29 protein-coding genes are annotated in these 18,681 nt (G+C 38.1%); 6 read left to right on the top strand and 23 right to left on the bottom strand.

Annotated features, from left to right (window positions below; translation table 11 throughout):
• Positions 1–8: 8 nt before the first annotated feature.
• The 6 genes from AW14_RS07845 to AW14_RS07820 are packed head-to-tail and all read left to right on the top strand — an operon-like array spanning position 9 to position 6,006.
• A complete protein-coding gene (locus AW14_RS07845; protein WP_044638313.1) occupies positions 9–2,540 on the top strand; it encodes an Hsp70 family protein in 2,532 nt (843 codons plus the stop codon).
• The gene (locus AW14_RS07840) at positions 2,541–4,322 is read left to right on the top strand and encodes an AAA family ATPase (RefSeq protein ID WP_044638312.1); all 1,782 of its coding nucleotides are present in this window, start codon (positions 2,541–2,543) and stop codon (positions 4,320–4,322) included.
• 1 nt (position 4,323) lies between these two features.
• The gene (locus AW14_RS07835) at positions 4,324–4,869 is read left to right on the top strand and encodes a hypothetical protein (RefSeq protein ID WP_052647454.1); all 546 of its coding nucleotides are present in this window, start codon (positions 4,324–4,326) and stop codon (positions 4,867–4,869) included.
• Entirely contained in the window at positions 4,853–5,161 is a 309-nt protein-coding gene (locus AW14_RS07830) for a DUF6804 family protein (RefSeq protein ID WP_044638311.1), read from the top strand. The genes AW14_RS07835 and AW14_RS07830 overlap by 17 nt, the downstream gene beginning before the upstream one ends.
• A complete protein-coding gene (locus AW14_RS07825) occupies positions 5,158–5,694 on the top strand; it encodes a CpXC domain-containing protein (RefSeq protein WP_044638310.1) in 537 nt (178 codons plus the stop codon). The genes AW14_RS07830 and AW14_RS07825 overlap by 4 nt, the downstream gene beginning before the upstream one ends.
• Before the next feature lie 27 nt (positions 5,695–5,721).
• Positions 5,722–6,006 (top strand): hypothetical protein, encoded by a 285-nt coding sequence (locus AW14_RS07820; RefSeq protein WP_044638309.1) that lies wholly within the window; start codon positions 5,722–5,724, stop codon positions 6,004–6,006.
• 171 nt (positions 6,007–6,177) lie between these two features.
• Here AW14_RS07820 and AW14_RS07815 read toward each other — a convergent pair whose 3' ends face one another.
• The 23 genes from AW14_RS07815 to AW14_RS07705 all read right to left on the bottom strand — a co-directional run bounded on the left by AW14_RS07815 (position 6,178) and on the right by AW14_RS07705 (position 18,621).
• Positions 6,178–6,645 (bottom strand): DUF2190 family protein, encoded by a 468-nt coding sequence (locus AW14_RS07815; protein ID WP_044638308.1) that lies wholly within the window; start codon positions 6,643–6,645, stop codon positions 6,178–6,180.
• A complete protein-coding gene (locus tag AW14_RS07810) occupies positions 6,642–7,076 on the bottom strand; it encodes a hypothetical protein (RefSeq protein ID WP_044638307.1) in 435 nt (144 codons plus the stop codon). The genes AW14_RS07815 and AW14_RS07810 overlap by 4 nt, the downstream gene beginning before the upstream one ends.
• Positions 7,076–7,612, bottom strand: coding sequence for a M15 family metallopeptidase (locus tag AW14_RS07805; RefSeq protein ID WP_084708817.1), 537 nt, complete (start codon positions 7,610–7,612; stop codon positions 7,076–7,078). The genes AW14_RS07810 and AW14_RS07805 overlap by 1 nt, the downstream gene beginning before the upstream one ends.
• Before the next feature lie 156 nt (positions 7,613–7,768).
• Positions 7,769–8,101, bottom strand: coding sequence for a hypothetical protein (locus tag AW14_RS07800; RefSeq protein WP_138258708.1), 333 nt, complete (start codon positions 8,099–8,101; stop codon positions 7,769–7,771).
• A gap of 9 nt (positions 8,102–8,110) precedes the next feature.
• Complete coding sequence (locus tag AW14_RS07795) at positions 8,111–9,451, bottom strand: hypothetical protein (protein ID WP_044638305.1); 1,341 nt, start codon at positions 9,449–9,451, stop codon at positions 8,111–8,113.
• Between the two features lie 6 nt (positions 9,452–9,457).
• Positions 9,458–9,826, bottom strand: a complete 369-nt coding sequence (locus AW14_RS07790; protein WP_044638304.1) for a hypothetical protein — start codon at positions 9,824–9,826, stop codon at positions 9,458–9,460.
• Positions 9,795–10,160 (bottom strand): hypothetical protein, encoded by a 366-nt coding sequence (locus AW14_RS07785; protein WP_154662138.1) that lies wholly within the window; start codon positions 10,158–10,160, stop codon positions 9,795–9,797. The genes AW14_RS07790 and AW14_RS07785 overlap by 32 nt, the downstream gene beginning before the upstream one ends.
• Complete coding sequence (locus tag AW14_RS07780; RefSeq protein WP_245617569.1) at positions 10,144–10,512, bottom strand: hypothetical protein; 369 nt, start codon at positions 10,510–10,512, stop codon at positions 10,144–10,146. Before AW14_RS07780 ends, AW14_RS07785 begins: the two co-directional genes overlap by 17 nt.
• An 11-nt stretch (positions 10,513–10,523) precedes the next feature.
• The gene (locus AW14_RS07775) at positions 10,524–10,871 is read right to left on the bottom strand and encodes a hypothetical protein (protein ID WP_044638302.1); all 348 of its coding nucleotides are present in this window, start codon (positions 10,869–10,871) and stop codon (positions 10,524–10,526) included.
• Complete coding sequence (locus tag AW14_RS07770) at positions 10,871–11,071, bottom strand: hypothetical protein (RefSeq protein ID WP_044638301.1); 201 nt, start codon at positions 11,069–11,071, stop codon at positions 10,871–10,873. The genes AW14_RS07775 and AW14_RS07770 overlap by 1 nt, the downstream gene beginning before the upstream one ends.
• A 4-nt stretch (positions 11,072–11,075) precedes the next feature.
• Positions 11,076–11,456 (bottom strand): peptidoglycan-binding domain-containing protein, encoded by a 381-nt coding sequence (locus tag AW14_RS07765; RefSeq protein ID WP_044638300.1) that lies wholly within the window; start codon positions 11,454–11,456, stop codon positions 11,076–11,078.
• 12 nt (positions 11,457–11,468) lie between these two features.
• The gene (locus tag AW14_RS14850; protein ID WP_154662137.1) at positions 11,469–11,714 is read right to left on the bottom strand and encodes a hypothetical protein; all 246 of its coding nucleotides are present in this window, start codon (positions 11,712–11,714) and stop codon (positions 11,469–11,471) included.
• 173 nt (positions 11,715–11,887) lie between these two features.
• The gene (locus tag AW14_RS07755; RefSeq protein WP_154662136.1) at positions 11,888–12,361 is read right to left on the bottom strand and encodes a hypothetical protein; all 474 of its coding nucleotides are present in this window, start codon (positions 12,359–12,361) and stop codon (positions 11,888–11,890) included.
• Positions 12,362–12,371: 10 nt separating this feature from the next.
• Positions 12,372–12,557: a hypothetical protein gene (locus AW14_RS07750; protein ID WP_044638297.1), complete on the bottom strand. Its 186-nt coding sequence runs from the start codon at positions 12,555–12,557 to the stop codon at positions 12,372–12,374.
• The gene (locus AW14_RS07745) at positions 12,557–13,051 is read right to left on the bottom strand and encodes an N-acetylmuramoyl-L-alanine amidase (RefSeq protein ID WP_044638296.1); all 495 of its coding nucleotides are present in this window, start codon (positions 13,049–13,051) and stop codon (positions 12,557–12,559) included. The genes AW14_RS07750 and AW14_RS07745 overlap by 1 nt, the downstream gene beginning before the upstream one ends.
• Before the next feature lie 4 nt (positions 13,052–13,055).
• On the bottom strand, positions 13,056–14,792 hold the full coding sequence (locus AW14_RS07740) for a YncE family protein (protein ID WP_044638295.1): 1,737 nt from the start codon (positions 14,790–14,792) through the stop codon (positions 13,056–13,058).
• Entirely contained in the window at positions 14,789–15,595 is an 807-nt protein-coding gene (locus tag AW14_RS07735; RefSeq protein ID WP_044638294.1) for a hypothetical protein, read from the bottom strand. Before AW14_RS07735 ends, AW14_RS07740 begins: the two co-directional genes overlap by 4 nt.
• On the bottom strand, positions 15,595–16,020 hold the full coding sequence (locus tag AW14_RS07730; RefSeq protein ID WP_044638293.1) for a hypothetical protein: 426 nt from the start codon (positions 16,018–16,020) through the stop codon (positions 15,595–15,597). Before AW14_RS07730 ends, AW14_RS07735 begins: the two co-directional genes overlap by 1 nt.
• A gap of 10 nt (positions 16,021–16,030) precedes the next feature.
• Positions 16,031–16,258 carry a hypothetical protein gene (locus AW14_RS07725; RefSeq protein ID WP_044638292.1) on the bottom strand — a complete coding sequence of 76 codons (228 nt, stop codon included), beginning with the start codon at positions 16,256–16,258 and terminating at the stop codon, positions 16,031–16,033.
• Positions 16,259–16,267: 9 nt separating this feature from the next.
• On the bottom strand, positions 16,268–16,975 hold the full coding sequence (locus AW14_RS07720; protein ID WP_044638291.1) for a hypothetical protein: 708 nt from the start codon (positions 16,973–16,975) through the stop codon (positions 16,268–16,270).
• Between the two features lie 20 nt (positions 16,976–16,995).
• Entirely contained in the window at positions 16,996–17,394 is a 399-nt protein-coding gene (locus AW14_RS07715; RefSeq protein ID WP_044638290.1) for a hypothetical protein, read from the bottom strand.
• Positions 17,395–17,406: 12 nt separating this feature from the next.
• Positions 17,407–17,973 carry a hypothetical protein gene (locus tag AW14_RS07710; RefSeq protein WP_044638289.1) on the bottom strand — a complete coding sequence of 189 codons (567 nt, stop codon included), beginning with the start codon at positions 17,971–17,973 and terminating at the stop codon, positions 17,407–17,409.
• Between the two features lie 6 nt (positions 17,974–17,979).
• A complete protein-coding gene (locus AW14_RS07705; protein ID WP_044638288.1) occupies positions 17,980–18,621 on the bottom strand; it encodes a hypothetical protein in 642 nt (213 codons plus the stop codon).
• Positions 18,622–18,681 lie beyond the last annotated feature (60 nt).

Genomic DNA, 18,681 nt, shown 5'->3' with positions numbered 1-18,681 from the left:
CACAATATATGGCAAGGACAAAAATTGACTACGGGATAGATTTAGGGACAACAAATTCAGCTATCTCAAGAATCGACAAAGGAGAAGTTAAGATCATCAAATCTTTGGATACTCAAAAAGATACTAGCCCTTCTTGTGTAGCTTATAATAAAAAAGGAAGTGTCTTGGTTGGTGATGCTGCATATAGATCCTATCGTTCTGATAGTTTAAAGTCTCTTGCCAAAAACGCTCCTTTAAATGCCTTTGTAGAATTCAAAAGAACTATGGGTACTGATAAAACTTATCACAGTACTAACATTTCTAAAGATTTAACATCCGAAGAATTATCAGCTGAAGTTCTTAAAAGGTTGAAGGAGTATGTAAGTGATGAAAATATTAATGCTGCTGTTATTACAGTACCTGCTGCATTTAAAAATAACCAAATTGATGCTACAAGAAAAGCAGCGAAGCTTGCAGGGTTTGACCACGTAGAAGTTCTTCAAGAACCAGTTGCAGCATCCATGGCTTATGGATTAGATAGTAAAAAGAAAGATGGTTTTTGGCTTGTTTTTGATTACGGAGGGGGAACTTTTGATGCAGCTTTATTGAAAGTTGAAGAAGGTATCATGAAGGTAATTGATACCGAAGGGGATAATTATTTAGGAGGTAAAAATCTTGATTATGCTGTCGTTGATCAATTAATCATTCCTCATATTCAGAAAAATTATGAGATTGATGGTATTCTAAGTGATGATGCTAAAAAAGCTGAATACAGGGGTGCTTTAAAATTCTTTGCTGAGGAAATTAAAAACAACCTTTCATTCAATTCTTCTCATAACATTTATGTTGATCCGGGTGATTGTGGTGAAGATGATAATGGTGAAGAAATTGAGATAGACTTAACAGTAACTCAGGATCAGTTAAAAGAAGTGTTGGCTCCTGTTTTTCAAAAAGCAATTGATTGTGCAGTAACTCTTTTAAGTAGAAATAATTTACAAGGTTCTTCTTTAGACTCTCTAATTCTTGTAGGTGGTCCAACTTTATCCCCTATCGTAAGGGAAATGTTGGAGAAGCAAATTTGCAAGCCAGACACAAGTGTTGATCCTATGACAGTAGTTTCAACCGGAGCTGCTTTATATGCTTCGACCGTAGAATTATCCGAAGAAATCAAAGATCAAACTAGAGATAAGACAAAAATTCAATTAGAAATTGGTCATGAAGCTTCTACAGTAGAAACAGAAGAGTTTGTAACTGTTAAGATTTTAGAAGATAAGACTGAAGGAACTATTCCTGAAAAAGTTTTTGCTGAAATAAAAAGAGGTGATAACGCATGGGCAAGTGGTAAAGTTGAAATTAACACCCTTGGTGAAGTTATAGATGTACAACTCACCGAAGGTAAAACCAATGTGTTTGATGTAACCCTTTATGACGACAAAGGTAATCTTCTTGAATGCGAACCAAACTCATTTAATGTAATACAAGGATCAGTAGTAGGTTCAGCTACTTTACCTTACAATATGGGTATAGAGATTCAGGATATTAACTCCGGAAAAGTCGTTTTCAGAACAGTTCCGGGATTAGAAAAGAATAAATCTCTACCTGCCATCGGGGCAATAAATAACTTAAAGACACCAAGACAAATTCGTCCAGGAATGGAAAGTGACTATTTGGAAATTTCTATTTTCCAAGGAGAGCACGGAGCTGAGGGTTCGAGGGCTATTCATAATCACCACGTAAATACTATTTACATTACTGGAAACGATTTCCCTGCTCTTTTACCTGAAAATACTGATGTAGATATAACAGTTAACATTGACAAGTCCCAAAAGATAACAGGTAAAGCATATTTTACAGCAATTGATTTTGAATACGATTTTGAATGTGAAACTGTAACAGATCATGTTGAAACTGCTTGGTTGGATAATGAATTTAAAAAGGGTTTATCAAGCGTAAACGAGCTTAAAAGAAAAGGGATCAGTTCGGAAGAACTAGATAAAGCAGAAAAGGAAATTCAGGAAGGAAAAAAACTTTTTGAAAGTTCCAAAGATGATACCGATACTAAACAGCAAGCTCTTTCCAATTTAAGAAAATCACTAAAAGTGGTTGATAAATTACTTGGAGACAGAGAGTGGCCTGAGTTAGAAAAGGAATTAAAAGAGGCTTTCCACAATCTCGAAGAGATCAATAGAGAAAAAGGAAATGAGCAAACAACTCAGATAGTTAATAAAATAAAACCTGATGTTGAGCAAGCTATTAGAGATAAGGATAGTAAAAACACTCCTCAGCTTATTGAAATAATTAATCATTTGGCATTTGAATTAGAGAAGCTTGAGCACGCTATGGGACTGATATACAGCTTCGATAGAGATTTTGATTCAATTCAATGGAAAGATAGAAACGCAGCAAGAAGTCTTCTTAACAGAGGAAAGCAGATTATTGTTGAGAATCCGAGCTTCGATAGTTTAAGACCAATTTGTGCAGATTTATTACAAAACTCAGGTTTAACTGATGATTTGGATTCAACTCAAAACGAGAGTGCTAAAGGAATTTTAAGGGGATAAATGGGTTCTAATTCACACATATTAAAAAAAGGTGAACTTATTGATGATAAGTACCAAATAGCTTTCTTTCTAAAAAAAGGGAGCTATGCTGAAACTTATCGTGTCAAAGGAAATGACGGAATAACAAAACTATTAAAGCTATTCATATACTCTCAGCTAGATAGAACACAGTTCACGAATTCCGGTACACCTTTAGAAATTGATGTTTTAAAATCAATAAAACATCCTAATGTGGTGAAGTATCATGATTCGGGAGAACTCATCATTGAAAATCAAAAATATGGCTATGTGATTCTCGACTTTATTAGTGGGGAAACTCTCGCTGATAAAATGAAACGAGAGGATACTCTGAATCAATACGAGGCGAAGGATATTATTCTAGGTGTTTTAAATGGATTAAATCATCTACATAGTATAGATAGACCTTTGATTCATAATGATATTACGAATCTTAACGTAATGCTCGATCTTTCAGGTAAAGTTCCTGTTCCAAAACTAATTGATTTCGGGTATGCTAGGTGGATAGATCAAGCAACAAATGATTTTTTAAAGGAAGGGCTAAATCCTTTTTATCAATCAAATGAAGCTTTCAATAAAGTTTTCTCAGTTCAAAGCGACATTTTTTCTGTTGGAGCTCTTTACTATCACTTACTATTTGGAATGCCACCTTGGTTCGTGGAACTTTCCAAGTTTAAATCTGACAGAATAAAAATAGAAGATGCCATCATTGAAGAAAGACAAAAGAAATTAAGTTTCCCTGATTCTGATGTAATAGTTGATGAAACTATTATAAAGGTTATCTCTAAGGCTCTTCAACCAAAAGCAGAAAATAGATTCAAAAACGTAAAAGAATTTATCAAAGCGGTAAATGGCGAACTAGAAATTCAGCTTTCTGAAACTACCGAATCCGAGTTAACTGTTAAACCTAAAAAAGTTAAGCAAGGCAAAGGATTTTCGTCAATTGCAGGAATGCAGGACTTAAAAGATTTAATCAAACTTGATGTTATTGATGCTCTTAATGAGAAGGAAAAATATGCTGAGTACGGCTTGACTATTCCGAATGGGATGCTGCTCTATGGTCCTCCAGGTTGTGGTAAAACATTTTTTGCAGAAAAGATGGCAGAGGAAATAGGTTTTAATTTTTACCAAATAAAGCCATCAGACATTCAAAGTAAGTGGGTTAACGCATCCCAAGAGAATATCAAAAAGCTTTTCGATGAAGCAAGGGAAAATGCTCCTAGCGTTATTTTTATTGACGAGCTAGATGCAATGGTACCAAATAGGGATAGTTCAGGGATCAATCACATGAACACAAGTGCTGTCAATGAATTTCTTGCTCAAATGAATAATGTTGGAGAGGATGGTGTATTTATAATTGGTGCTACTAACCGACCTAACTCTATAGATCCGGCAATACTAAGAGCAGGAAGATTAGATAAGCACATCTATCTCCCCCCTCCTGATCACGAAGCTAGAAAACTAATGTTTGAGCTTTATCTAAAGAAACGACCAACTGAGGTTGGACTAAATTATTCTGAGTTAGCAACGATAACAGAAAATTATGTTTCGAGTGATATTAAATTTTTATGTGATGAAGCATCTCGAAGAGCTCTTAAAACAAAATCGAGAATAACTTGGGAGATTCTTTCATCCACAATCAAAGATAATAGACCGTCTATTTCTCTTAATGAACTTCACAGCTATGAGGCTATAAAGGCGAAAATGGAAGGTCAAAATTCAACCAGTAGCGAACGACCTAGAATAGGTTTTAAAAGAAATTAATATGGAACAAATGAGCTTTAATAAATTATTGCTAAAAACAGCCTTCTCTTGTATGGCTTGTGATGGTGATATTGATAAACGAGAAGTTGTGTTAATTAAAAGTATGCACAATGACCGGAAAGTGTTTGGGGATATTGATATTGAGAAGGAGTTAGATGAATTATTGCTGTCAATCAATCATGATGGTCAAAAGTTTTTAAAAGGGTTTTTTAATGAGCTTACAGCAAATGAGCTTACCGAAGAGGAAGAACTTAAACTTATTGAAGCTGCGATTGATACAATAAAAGCAGATGAAAAAGTTGAGTATAGTGAAATCAAATTTTTCAAGGTTATTAGAAGTAAGCTCAAAATTGAAAACGATCCAATTCTTGAAATTCATCCAGACTTCGAAGAATATTTAGAACAAGATATTATTAGCGATTCTTATTTAGCGAGATTACAAGACGACTTTTTTGACACACATACATCGAAGCAATTTGAATTGATAAGCTCTATTGATGACAATGTTTTAAAGAATCTCAAAGAAGAAGATGGCGAGCAAGAATAAATATGTAAAAATTGCTCTTGCGGTTTTATTCCTCCTGTGTTTAGCCGACTTCCCTTATGGTTTTTATCAATTGGTAAGATTTATTGGCTCAATTGGACTAGGTTATTTAGCTTTTTCTGCCTATCAACAAGAAAACAAAGTTGATTTAATAGTTTTTGGTGCGTTAGCATTATTGTTTCAGCCATTTGCAAAAATCACATTAGGAAGAGAGCTATGGAATGTTATAGATGTTGGAGCTTCTATTTATTTAATAATTAGCCTTTTTAAAGCAAAACCAAAGACTAACTCATGAGCAAAAGAATTGAAGCTAAAATAACCTGTCCTAGATGTAAACATCAGTTCGACTACACATTATATCGTTCAATTTGGGGAGAATACCCTGAGAACAGAGAACTGGTAATGTCAGATAAAATCAATGTTGCCAAATGTCCATCTTGCGGTGATTCAACAAAGTTGGTTTTCCCATTTATTTACACAAATGCAAAACAACATTTTGCTGTATGGTGGGAACCTGAATATGATCCTCAAATAGACAAGGATAGTGCAGGTTATGCTAATATGTTGGGTGAAGGAAATTATTTAGCTACCGCTCCAAGAGTTCGTGATTGGGATGAGTTTAAAGAAACAATTCTAAAATTTGAACGAGGCGAATTAAAAGGAAAGCCAGGAACAATGAGTTCCGGAATGGAAGGTCAAATGAAAGGCTTTTTGAAAGATCTTGAAAAGAAGAATAAAAAACAAAATAGTGGCTGCCTAGGAATGGTAGCTGCAATTATTACCGTTGCAGGAGGTTTGGGATATACATTATTTCAAATCATACTTTAAAAATTAAGTTTTACTTAAAATAAACGAATGAGTTCGTACCGAGATAGGGCAAGTGAATCAGGCGATTTCAAAGAGAAAAGCTTGATAAGTCATAAGTTCATCAAAGCAGTAGAATACCTGATAGAAAATGAAGTTATTTCAAGTAAAAAGGAGATTTCGGATAAATATGGATATAGCAAATCCTTGATTACGCTAATATCACAAGGTTATCAGGACGTTCCTATTGGATTGCTTCATGACTTTATTCATGATTATCATCTTAATCCTGATTTCTTCTTTGGACTAGAAGAAAACATCTACTTAGATAAATAATTCCTTACCGCCTCCTTCAATTCAACATTATCAGTTGGAGATTCGAGGTCGGAATAATGGAAAATTACGAATGGTTGGGCTTGACCATCCTTTTGGTAGCGGACACCAATCATTTTTTGACCGTTATTTTCCTGAATAGATAGTTTTAGTATTTCAATCATAGTAGTTTGGTTAATAGACTTCAGGAACGCCTCCCGATAAAAGGGCTTTTACAGTTCCTAAAATTGCATTGGGTTTTGATTCTAATGCTTTGGCAAAAGTGCCCGGCCAGGACGATGATGAAGCATACCCTCTTCCATGAACATCACCGGTATAAATGTTGTCGCCAATGTTTACAGGAAAAACAGTCATTTTAATATCGGCTATTCCGGATGTTTGTATGGTTACCAATTGACCAATTCCACCACCTGTTTTCACTACACCAATAACATCTTCGCTGTAATACAAATTGGTAGTTGTTACCGATAAAGGATTATTTTTTTCAATGATTACCACATCTCCGGGTTCCAAAATCTGAGCTGAACGGTTGGTTAATTGAATTTCACTACCTCCAGTTCCACCTCCCGGATCTGTTCCACCAGTTTGCTCAACGATGGTTTGACTAGCCTTTACAAAGCGTTGTTTATTGATATACCTCATGCGTTTTGCGGAGATTGATAATATTGAACTCTTAAAACATGGCTTTTTCCTGCCTCAATTCCGATAACTCGAAAGCTTTCCAAATTCCATCGACCAGTGATTTCATAAAGGTCATTATCACCTAAAGCAATACCCGAATTTGCACTTGGATCGCTACCGTTTTCTTTGAATCGAATCACTCTTGATTTATCCGATACGCTTGCATCCGCTTCAATAGATATGGTTGCTGAAATAGCGTTTTCAGGAATAGTCAATTGAGCTACTTCCGTATCGTTCACTGACAAGTCTTCATATCCTTGTTCCGTTTCAGGGATAGTGAATCTTCCGTTTTCACCGCTTTGAATCAGTATTAGCTCTTCCAAATAATCCAACATGGAAGAGGCGTTGCCATTTCGATAGGCGTTTTTATGTACTCTTGTTGCTTCGCTCATTATGCTAGGTTTGCTAAGTTTTGTTGTTCAGTCCAAAGCTGTGCGATGGATTTGCCACCACGGTCGTAAAAATGTGGACGGTCTTTAAAAGAAGTCCATCGCCCTCCCCAGGACAAACCAACACTTTCACCAATGGCTCCAATAGTATTCCATACCGATTCAGGCACTTTATAATTGGCTCGTCCATCAACAATTGGAACAATATCTACCGCTACTCCTACATTGTGATCCGACTGTCCGCATTTGGCATTGGTCACAATTCCTCCGGGTGCTGTTCGTCCTTGTGCATAGAGTTTGTTTTGCTCTTCACAATTACGGTAAGCACTGGTTACTTTAAGTGGAATGCCTGCCTTTTGGGCTTTGATGAGAAACTTCTCGACCTTCTTTCTTACTTCAGGTCGAAGCTGACGGAGCTTTAACTTGGTTTGAATATCCAGTTTCTTGTATAGCCAACGACTTGCAATAGCAATGCCGATGACACCGACAAGGATACCAACACCTATAAAGACTACCTTTTTATCTACCTGAACTGCCATAGACTATGCTTGTTTTTGACAACTGCAACCACCACTTTCACCGCTTTGACATTTGCAGCTCTTTTTCATTCTCAATAGGTTGATTGAAATGTTTGCAATGGACAAGACCATAAATGTTGCAAACAAGATGTTCATTGTTTTATTCTCCTTCATGACTTACTGTTTTATGCGTTTTAGCTCGTTAATTAATTCCTTGTTTTGTTTTTCCATGTGAACCACTTTTTTCTCCAAATCTTGGATGCGTTTGCGTTGGTTCTCTATTACTTTCTGTAAAGCTTCAGTATGTTCCTCCGATTCTTTGATTCTCTTTTCTAACATTTGCGACCACTGTATCCAATTTGCAACAATCTGATTCTCCGCCTGTGCATGTAAGTTTATAGCCTCTGCCAACTTCACTTTCTTATCTGTACGCAGACGAACAAGGATTTCAAGCAGCTTCCAAAATCCGGTAGCTCCTAAAATCAGCGTTATTATTTTCCATAGTTCCATAGTCATTGTTTAAGCAGGTGAAGTAGCATCGTATTCAATCGGGTATCTAGCGATATAAGGATGAATATTGAATAGCAATTCATCGTTGGGATCTATAAAGGTTCCGCTTATGGACACCCTTCCATTACTGTCGATGTTGTAAAAGAAAGTCTGCCCACCATTACTGGTAAGTGTTCCGGATAAAGCTCCTGTTGGACTATTATTAGGTTTTGGAAAATTCATTACCCACGCAGAAACAGAACCAGCTCCCCCTGTACGCTTTAATCGAATATCTTTTATGAGTATCATGTTTCCATTTACTACCGAATAGCGATTTCTTCCAGGTGTATGATACATGGTCGTTCCAATTTGTTCAGCGGTAATTGTAAGTAGTGATTCTCGATTGAGGTAATTATCCAATCGAGTTTTTAGTCGCAATGGTGTAATGGCTCTTTGGTTATCGGCTCCTAAATCTGTTTCTGCCTGAGTAGCAATTTCTATTAAGCCAATAAGTGTTTCAGTCGCCAGTCTTGAATCCAAAAGTGTTTTTAGCTTCAAAGGCGTAATAGCACTCAAATCATCTGTTCCACCATTCACCAAAGCTTGTGAAGCTACTTTTATTATCCCTGCAATCGTTTCAGTTGCTTGCGAAACATTACTTTGAATCACATTCCATGAAGTTCCAACGCTTGCTTGATCACCTCCGGCATTATCAACCAAACAAACAATGACATCCATTTCCTGAACATCTTCTCCGGCAGCTCCACCAATTTTACCTCCTGCACTTACTGTATAGGCATCTCCGGCTAAGGCTGCCGGATAATTAGGATTCATTGAGCAGTCAATCGTTCCTTTGTTTTCCCAAAGTCCAGTTACCTTATCTGCTACATAGCTTGCAAGCTTTTGAGGGGTAACAAAAGTTGAGTTACTTGTTCCTGCATTAACCTCTTCAATCGTGGCAATTCTTGCTTTTCCTTCTGCGGTTTCTGATGCCGTTTCTATACTTGACTTCAAACCTGCCACCACTTGAAAGCAAGTACCATCAAAGAGCAATAGATAATGATTGATGGTTCCCAAATCATCGGTATCTAAATCAACCAATATACCGTTCATGGCTTTCATTATTGGAACCGCTCCCTTACCATTGATATTGATTGTTGAAACGCCTGAATTACCATGATTGAATTTCACCTGAATACTCAATCCTTGTCGGTAGGCATTTTTCAATGCAGGATCTAATTCTAACACATAGTCATCTGTTACACCGCTAGTAACACCAAAACCACCGAGGCTATTTTCCACCGGAAAATCACCTACATAGTTTAAATCGTTTAGGTTTACATCGCTGCTATATCCACCAATTGCACTCATAATTCTTTAATTAAGTATGGCTAAGATTCCTATAATTCCAATGCTTACTCCAAGTCCGGTTCCTAGGAATATCTTATCTCGTTTATGTCGTTTCACTTCTGTTTTTATAAAACCCAATTGCAGGTTCACTTCGTTGTTCACCTCTTGATTATTGGCAATGATACTTTGATAGTTGATTACCTGATTTTGGAGCAACTTAATAGTCGAATCCTGCTGCTGAATCAAAGAATCTTGCAAAGCCAGTTGGGTAGATTGCTCAACTGCAATGCTGTCCTGATACTTTTCGCCTTCCAGTTCAATTGCAATTACTTTTGCTTGACTAACAGTAAAGCAGAAAAGTGTATCACTCTGAATGGTGTAAACTGTCGGTTTCAAATTCTGCGAAAAACCGATACAGCTCATCATTATCATAATTGCCAATAGCCCTAATCTTTTCACTTTTTCTGTATTTGAGTTGTTCTAAATCCTTGTTTCGTTTTTTCAATTCTTCTTTAATGCCTTCTTGTTTTTCCAGTTGTTCAGCAATTTGCTCTTGTAAACCCTGATTGATATCTAAGAGGCTGTCGTTTTGCTGTTCCAGTTTCTTGATGGTTTGCTCGTAATTGGGGTTGGGATTAACCGACCTGTCCTGTGAGCTCCAATACCATACAAAACCTAAAATGGTCATCAGCCAAAGCAACAAGACAACATGGCTAAGTCGCATTTCCATTTTCCTTTAGCGTTTTGTAATCCGTTCTTTTACCAGTTATATAGCGGACTAAACCATCCAAAATGAGTTTGTGAAAAACAAAGGCAAATACGAAGGACTGAAACAGTACTTCGATATGCTTAACTTCATATCCTCGAATGAAATAAAGAATCACGGCATAGACTAACCCCACCAATGCCGTTCGGTATCTTCGCTTGGAAGAAATATTGGTTTTCTGCTTGATCTGACTGGTAAACTTTTGTGAGTTGATACCATATCCGATAATGATAAAAGTGAGAATGTAAGCCCAATCAAGGCTTTTGACATATCCCATAATTTGTGTTGCTATTTCCGTAATAATTCCTGTATCCATAATTCTTGCATTTATGATTGGAGCATATCTGTTATCTGTTTGAGGGCTGCATGCTTTTCTATACCCGATTCGTTTAGCTGCAAAGCCAATTTTTTGAGCTTTTTCTCTTTCCTCTTGGAAGGTTTGGCTAAATGCCATCGAGTTAAATTCCATAGCAAAACGTGCTGTTCGTAATCCAATACTTTGAGCTCTTTTTCAAGAAGCTCTCTGTTTGCCTTATCCACCTTTAAACCCTTTTCCCAACGGCTTAATAGGCGTTTAGAAATGACCGTTTTTCCCAAAGGAGAATACGCCCAAGCCACATAACCGGCTCCGACAAAAACGGATATAGCGAATAATGCAACGACCTTCTTGTTCATTACTGAGCTTCCATATTTTTTACAATTCCTCGAATACCAAAAACTATTAGCGTAATCACCAAACCTGAACCCACGAGGTACAAGCTTGTCTTTCTCAATGTCTCATCGGTCATTGTGATTTTGATGTCGGTTTTTAAGCCATCATCGCTGAACACATTGTCCAAATAGTTTTTTATGCCTGTTCTTTCTTCTGTTTCCATGGTATTAGCTTATGGTTTTAAACTTCTCCTGAGACACGGTTTTAGTGCCAAATACCTTCTGAACTGCTGCTTCTGTTTTCGGACCAAACTTGCCATCAGTATCTATTCCCGATCCTTTTGAGTTCAGGTAGTTTTGAAGCTTCTTCACATTGGTTCCACAGGTTCCGAATTTCAATGGGAAGCTGCTATCAGAATACATGCAACTAAATGAGCGAACTCCTGATGAACTGCTCGAAGTGGTTGTTCCCTTAATACTTGCAGCAAATTGCTGTTTCTCTTTTCGTTTTTTCAGAAAATACCATACGCCAAAACCGGCTGCTGTAACTGCCAGTCCAGCTCCGATCCATAGCATTTTATTATCTAATTTGAATGTCTCTTTCTTCATGTCTTTTGGGGTTTAATATTGAACTACAACAGCATCTTCACGCACATAACCTTCGGTTTTTCCTCCCACAGGTTTGGTCAGTTTTATCCTGTACCAGTAATAGCCATCTTCACCTTTGAGGCGTTCTAAAATGGTTCCTACCGGATTGCTTTCTGCTTGTGTTAAAAGGTTGTGCGAGAAATCCATCGTAGTCCAATTCTCATTATCTACCTTGGCAGAGCTTCTTACATTCACATAACCTTCCGATCCGTAATGCACCTTTTTACCAATGAGCTTTTGCTCTTCTCGTTCCTTTTGTTTGCCACTTGTAGTGCGGTTCTTTCGGTTCTTGACAAACTTGTGAACTCCAAATCCTGCAAGTGCCACAACTACTGTGGCTACACCACCTATGATTAAATACTTCTTTGTCTTTGCATCCATAATTCTAAAGGTTAATAGCTTTCTAAAATGTCTTTTACTCGTGCCACTTCATCGGCATCATCCAAGTAATAAGTGATGTACTCAGCTAAACTGCCGTATTTCATAGCACTGAACATTCGAGAAATCAGAGAAAGATTATCGGCACTTCCGGCTTCTTCTAAAGCAGAATAAATGGCTCCTTCATCATCATTGTACCAGGAACCGGCATCATAAATTTGGGTAGCCAGTTGTTTTGCTCTATCGTGGGAAAGTGTAACCTTTTCCGGACGAGCAAAATTCGGATCAAAGCCTTTGTAGCTCATAATGTCTCGAATCTTCTTGCTGCTTTTACAGTCGGCTATTCCTGTTTTGCAAAGAATCGGGCGTATCACTCCAAAGTAGGTTATGCCAATACCCACGAGGATAATTCCCCCTATGATATAAGGGGTAGCCTTGTTCTGTGATAAGCCTTCAACGGCTTTCGCTCCTGCAACTGCTCCTACCATAATCATTGATTTATATGCCTATAATTTCTTCCGTGGTTTCTTTTACTTCACTTTTAGTTAAGCCATTATCTTCCAAAAAGGACTTCAAGCGTTTTTTGATTTGCTCTTCCTTTTTAAGAGCCGTTTGCTTGTCGTATTTAATGTAGATTTGTCTGCCTAGCCAAAAGCCTATTGCCAATGTGATTACTGTTCTCATTAGTCTTCTTCTTTGTAAATATTCTTCTCTGAAATACCGATGCTTTCCAACCACTTAGGAACATCAAAACTTGGACAAGCTTTGCTTGCTCCGGGAGCTTGATTATGACCTAAAACCTGAATATGCGGATGGCGTAATACCATGAACTTTACATAGGTTTCCAAAGTGCCTTTTTGCTCTTTAGTCCTTGTGTCTTTTGGCTTTTCACCGCTTTCATCAACACCACCTACATACACCACATGCCTTGAATTGCCATTGATACCACGCACTCCATTGGATATTTCCCATGGATCTACTTGGTCGTCTTGGTTGAATGGTATGATGTTTACAAGCTCTCCATCGAGGTACACGATGTCCGAATATCCCGGACGGTTCCAACCTCTTCCTCCCAAATGTTTTGGGTTTGTGTGCATGCGAATAATATCGTCCTTGGTAAGCTCTTTTCCTTCAGGACTTGCGGTACAGTGAATGACCAGATAGTTTAATTTTCCCATTGTTTTAATTTTTAATTGTTGGTATTAAATATTTGAATTGAAGCTGTTTGTAATAGACCAAAATTGTAATGGTCTGTCCGGGAGCTATCTTAAACTCCCATGTCGATTTACCATCAATCACATCACCACGAACGGCTGTTATTTCCGCTACATCGAGGTAGTTTTGCGGACTTTTGTAATTGTTGAATGAAATCGGGGTAACGTGTTGTTTCCCTGTTGGACTTTGGTGAATCAGTTTTAAGCCACTTGCTCGGTTTTCATCTGAAAACACAAACTTGGCATGCTTCACCAATGCAGGTTTGAACTGAAATTCTGCTCGTTTTTCAGGATAACTTTCATTAATGGTGATGTCGCTACTGCTTTCGGAATAACCGATAAATGCAAGATTGCTACCACTTGTGTTGGTCGTAAATACCTCACCACTTGGCAATGCCGTTATACCAATGTTTGATGCATTGTTCAGCGACAATGTTTCTGAAAGCGTTCCATTAGTGGAATAGATATAGGTTAAGCCTGTTTGATTGCTCAACACGTATAAAAATCCATTAACCGGATTATAAATGATTCCACTGGGTTGAAATCCTAATGGATAAGTGTTCTCAATATTTTGGGTTTGTGGATTGAGCTCCAGTAATTCATTACTGTTCTTGGCTATTAAAAACAGACTGTTTGAGGTTGTGGTAAACTCAGTCGGATAATCTCCTGTGGCATTAATTTCACCAATCAGGTTGTCGGCTGTATCGAATACACTCACCGAATCTGAACTTGAATTGCTTACCCAAACCGATCCTTGCTCATTCCACACCGAAACTGTTCTTGGATCCTCTCCAGTATTTAAAGTTGTCACTACATTGTAGCTAGTACTGTCAATTTTGGAAAGCGTATTATCCAATAAATTGCTTACATAAAAACATTCATTATCAGGATTGTAGGCAATGGAAGTTGGTCGATTGCCAACCGGAATGGTTTGAACAATATTGTGTGTAGCATCCAGTATTCTAACTGTATTCTCAACCGAACATACTACCCATGCTTCTCCATTGGAAGGGTTAAAGGCAACATCCACCGGAGAAACAAAACCGGGATAAACACTACCCAAAGCAACGGTTTTTACAATTGCTCCCGATGTGTCCATGATAGTAATACTATCACTCAACTGATTGGCTACATACAGCAAGCCATTGAATGGGTTGAAGCCTACATTTTGAGGATGTACACCAGTCTGTACTTCTTGGTTTACTTTGTGATCCTGAACATCTCCGGGCAATGGTTTACTGATTGAAGTACCCATGTTAGATCCCCACAAATTGATGGTTCTAACCGAAGTACCATTATTGGTAAGGGTAATTTGTGTTTTGGATATTTCAGGTAAATGAGCTGCCTTTTCCTTGTAGTTCTTTTCAACTTCCAATGCTTTTTGGGCGAAGGCTTTTAATTTCCTTTTCTTGCGTTTGGCTTCATCAAAGTCATTGGAAACATCTATCACGCCCGATACTGTTCCCCATGTTTTTAAGTCCTTTTTATAGGCTTTAGCATAGTTGGGGTTTTGAGCCATTAATGCCTGATGAATACGAGCATTGGAAATGCCAATAAAGTTGCTTTCGGTATCATCACCATGCAACTTAGTTTCTTTGTCCAAGTTAGTTATTGGCTTTTTGTCCTTATCGTTTTTGAAAAGGAAATAACCTGTGCCAACCACCGCCAAAGCTCCCAATAACCCTATTTTCTGCTTGCTGTTCATACGGCTTTGGCTTTGTGGTTTAACATGATTTCTTGGGTATTGCGATACCTATCAATGAAATTGATAATGTCTTGGGCTCTTGTTACATGCTGACTACCCACGGTTTCAGGGTGCATGGCAAATACTTTTGTAGCAGCATATACCGCTTCAATTTTTGGGTATTGTAAATCCAAATAGAGTTTTAATGCAGCAAGGTCTGCCAGACGTTCTTCTCTCGTTGGAATCTGAAAGTGTTGTCGCTCGTGCAATAGGACAAACATCCTTACCGGAATAGTAAAGTGCTTGAACGCCTGCTTAGAGACTTGTATTCTACCGGTCTGACGATTCGTTCTAGCAGGTGTTACTAAAGTGTTTCCAAATTGGTCTTTTATTACTGGAAGTAAATGAATCAGAAATTCATGGTCTGACGAATCATAAAAACCTGGCTTGTATGTACCGCTATATTTTGAAAACTTTTGAGCAAAGTCAATGAATCTATGTATCGCAGGTTGAGCCCATATTTCAGAAGCCTCTAATTTCTCTACCTCGAACTTTTCAATCACATAGCCATTGTCTTTACCAGTTTCGCTATTGTAAATTTCAACCAACAAGGTTTCAGGAGACAAAGGCATAGGAATAGAGATTTCCTTGTAGTTCATGCCATCTCTAAATGCCGATGACTTGAAAGGAACCTTTCTTCTGAAATAATAGGAATTGGCTCTGTGGGCATCATAACCCTTAAGGGCAACAATGACCGGTCGAAGGGCTTTGATTCCTACCTTCAAAACAAAACGATTGTTATATGTTGGTACTGGTACTAACATTAAGCGGACGGGATTTGTACTTTCTTATTCTTTTGCATGACTGAAAAGCCGTATGCAGCAATCACTAGCACGGCAATTCCTCCGATGATCATTACTTCTTTTGAAATGCCTTTCTTTTCAGGTTGTGGAGTAGGTTGTCCACCACCCATGGAAATGTCATAGTCCGAAGGGGTGTTATCCTTTTTGAAAAATCCTGTGATATTTCCAATCGTACTGCCTAAGCCTTGAAGTCCTCCTGCTTTTTGAAAATTTTCGTTTTGCTTAGACCACCATTGTTGGCGTTGCTCTTTTCGAGCTGCTTTTTCTTCGGCAGTACGCTTTGGCTTTGCCTGTTTGTTCGGATCTTTCTTAAACAGGTTTTTTAAGAAGTAATCGTAATTATCTTCTCCACCGTGTATGATGTATTCTGTTTCTCCTGCAATCATCTTGATTCATTTATAGGATTCTTAATATTCTAAGCGTAGAACCTTGTGGCTCATAGTTTACCGCCTGATAACCTTTTCCGACAAAGGGGTAGCTTTTGGCTTCTCCCGGAGGCAAAGGCACATTGTTCACAAGAGCTGTGCTTGTTCCCACGTTCTTGATGGAAGCGAAGAGAAAACCTTGGGGTAAGTTTCCGTTGGTTGTTGCTTCTTCTTCCGTTATTTGAGCGAGTATATCCATGCTTATTCATTACTTTTTCATTGCTACCACCAATACACCACCTACCAAAAGAACCGCAGCTACACCACCTATCATCAACATGTTCTTACTGGACTTTTCTTTGTTGGCATTCTCAGATTCTCGTCTTCTTCGATCTTCTTCCTCTTGTCTTCGTCTTCTTTCATCTTCCTCACGTTCCCTTCTTCTTCGGTCTTCCTCCTCACGTCTTCTGCGATCAGCTTCTTCTCGTGCTCTTCGTCTTTCATCTTCGAGCCGTCTCATTTTAGCATCCATGTCCGCTTTGAGTTTTGCAGCCATAGCAGCTTGCTGTTGTGCAGCAGCATTGGAGCTTCCACCGCTAGATTTTTTCTTCTTTCCAAAAAGTCCGGAAATACCGCTAATTGCACCTTTTGCTAATCCACCTACAATACCTCCTAAAAATTGATCTTCAACTTGATTATCAAAGTATTCCTGACTTTTAAGGGCAATTAACTCTTGTCCTTTGTTTTTAACATGGACATCTAATAACCCTTCGAGATCTTTATTAAAGAGTAAGTTTTTTGTTTTAAGCTTTTCAACCACCTCGTTAATCAAATTCTCCTTTGATGGTTGAAACCCAAAATCGACACCATGCTTACTAAGCAAACTTTCTACAACCGAAGGTTTGGTGAGTATCAGGTGACTAATGAGTTCTATGACATCATTTTGCTTTTGTGTATATCGAATGCTTTTTTTCATACTGTATTATTTTGATGTACTTATGTCTTTTGAATTACTGCTCCCTTTTTCTTCATGGATTGAAACACAATACCTCCAACTACTAGCAAGCCGATTACTATCATAACCGGACTTCCCACACCTGCTTTTTGCATCTGTGGAGCAGATGCTTGTGCTGTATTAATTGGTTGTTGTGCTTGTCTCATCATTTGAGGAGCCAATTGAGGAGAGGGAGCAGGAGCAACCATTTGTTTAGTAACACTCGTATCAGCTCTTAACGCCTCTGTTTCTGCTCTTCTTTGGTCATTTTTAAGCTTCCTTTTTTCCATTCTCAGCTTATGTCGCTCAGCTTTTCGCTGCTTACATTTCCTACCTAAACACAAGAAATTATCCCACTCATTATTGAGTTGACCACTTATACCGTAATTGTAATTTTCCATGGTTAAATGCTTTTAATTGATGTTGGTCTTTAAACTGTTTTGTTGATGACGGAAATAGAAAAAACCAAGGGTTGCTACTAAAGCAAGTCCACCAACTACTAAGTAGAGCTGCTTTTTACTTTCCATCTTTTTTTGATCTGATACCGCCTGCTGTTCTTGTGCTTTCATGGCGATCATGTTATTCAGCATCTCTCTACGAGCCTCTTCTTTCGCTAATTTTTGCTTATTTCTACCCCCAACAATATTGCCTACCGCACCTGATATACCTGCAATAGCTCCAGCTATGGCTTGTACATAATTGCTCTCATCATCCGCAGTAAAAGAGGCTTCTTCCTGCATTACTTGACTGATAAGAATTGAGAGTTCCTGATTAAAGGATTTACTTTGTTGAGCTAACCCTTCTATTATGCCATTAGCAAGTGATATTTTATCCGATGTTGGAACCTGAATACCATATTTGTCCAAAAGCTGTTTGAATAGTTTTGGATTACTGGAAATAGCAACACCCAAAAGAGCCAATGTAGATTTTGATCGCTCATCAAGTCGATTAGGATTTTCCTCACGTACAATTCTTATCATCCTTTCTTAGTTTTTAATCGAAGAACCAATAAGTACACCTGCTGCCAATGTCAATCCTAAAATCACCACACCATCCTTAGAAACTGTAAATCGGTCTTTGTCTTTTGCAACCTCCTGTTTAGGTATCTCAGCATTTAGTTTTCGCTGTCGTAATTCGTTCCAAACCAATTGGACTTCTTCCATAAGTGATAGGTCTTCCGGTTTTTTGTTGGAAGCTGCCAATACTTCCTGGTAGTGCTTTTCTAATTGTGAAGTGGTCATGTCCACTAACTGATCAATGTAGTCGCCAACATCTAAACTCGAATCACCACTAAAATTGCTGCTGCCACATGCCCCACAAAAGTTGGATTCAGGATTAAAGGAGCTACTTCCGCATGCACCGCAAAAGCTATCTTCCCCTTGCTTGTTTTGAGGTTGATTTAGCTTTAGAATCAACTCTTTTTCAGGGTGAACATTTAACAAAAGAGGAACAATGGTTTTACCCTTAGTTTTTACCAGTTCTTTGGTTGCGTGAACCAAATCGTGAATGTTCTTAGGAGGATGATACCCTTGGTCAAACAAAAATTTGCGAGCTCCATCAGGATTGCCATACACGATATAGGCAATGCGATTTTGTGCATATCTCGACCTTGTTAAGCTTTTTTTCATCGTATTTCAATTTGGGTTTTACAAAAACAGCCAAAGAGCTCTATCGCTAACTTTGGCTGC

The organism is Siansivirga zeaxanthinifaciens CC-SAMT-1 (assembly GCF_000941055.1).
Classification (GTDB): Bacteria; Bacteroidota; Bacteroidia; order Flavobacteriales; family Flavobacteriaceae; genus Siansivirga; species Siansivirga zeaxanthinifaciens.
This window is presented reverse-complemented; position numbering and strand designations above follow the sequence as displayed.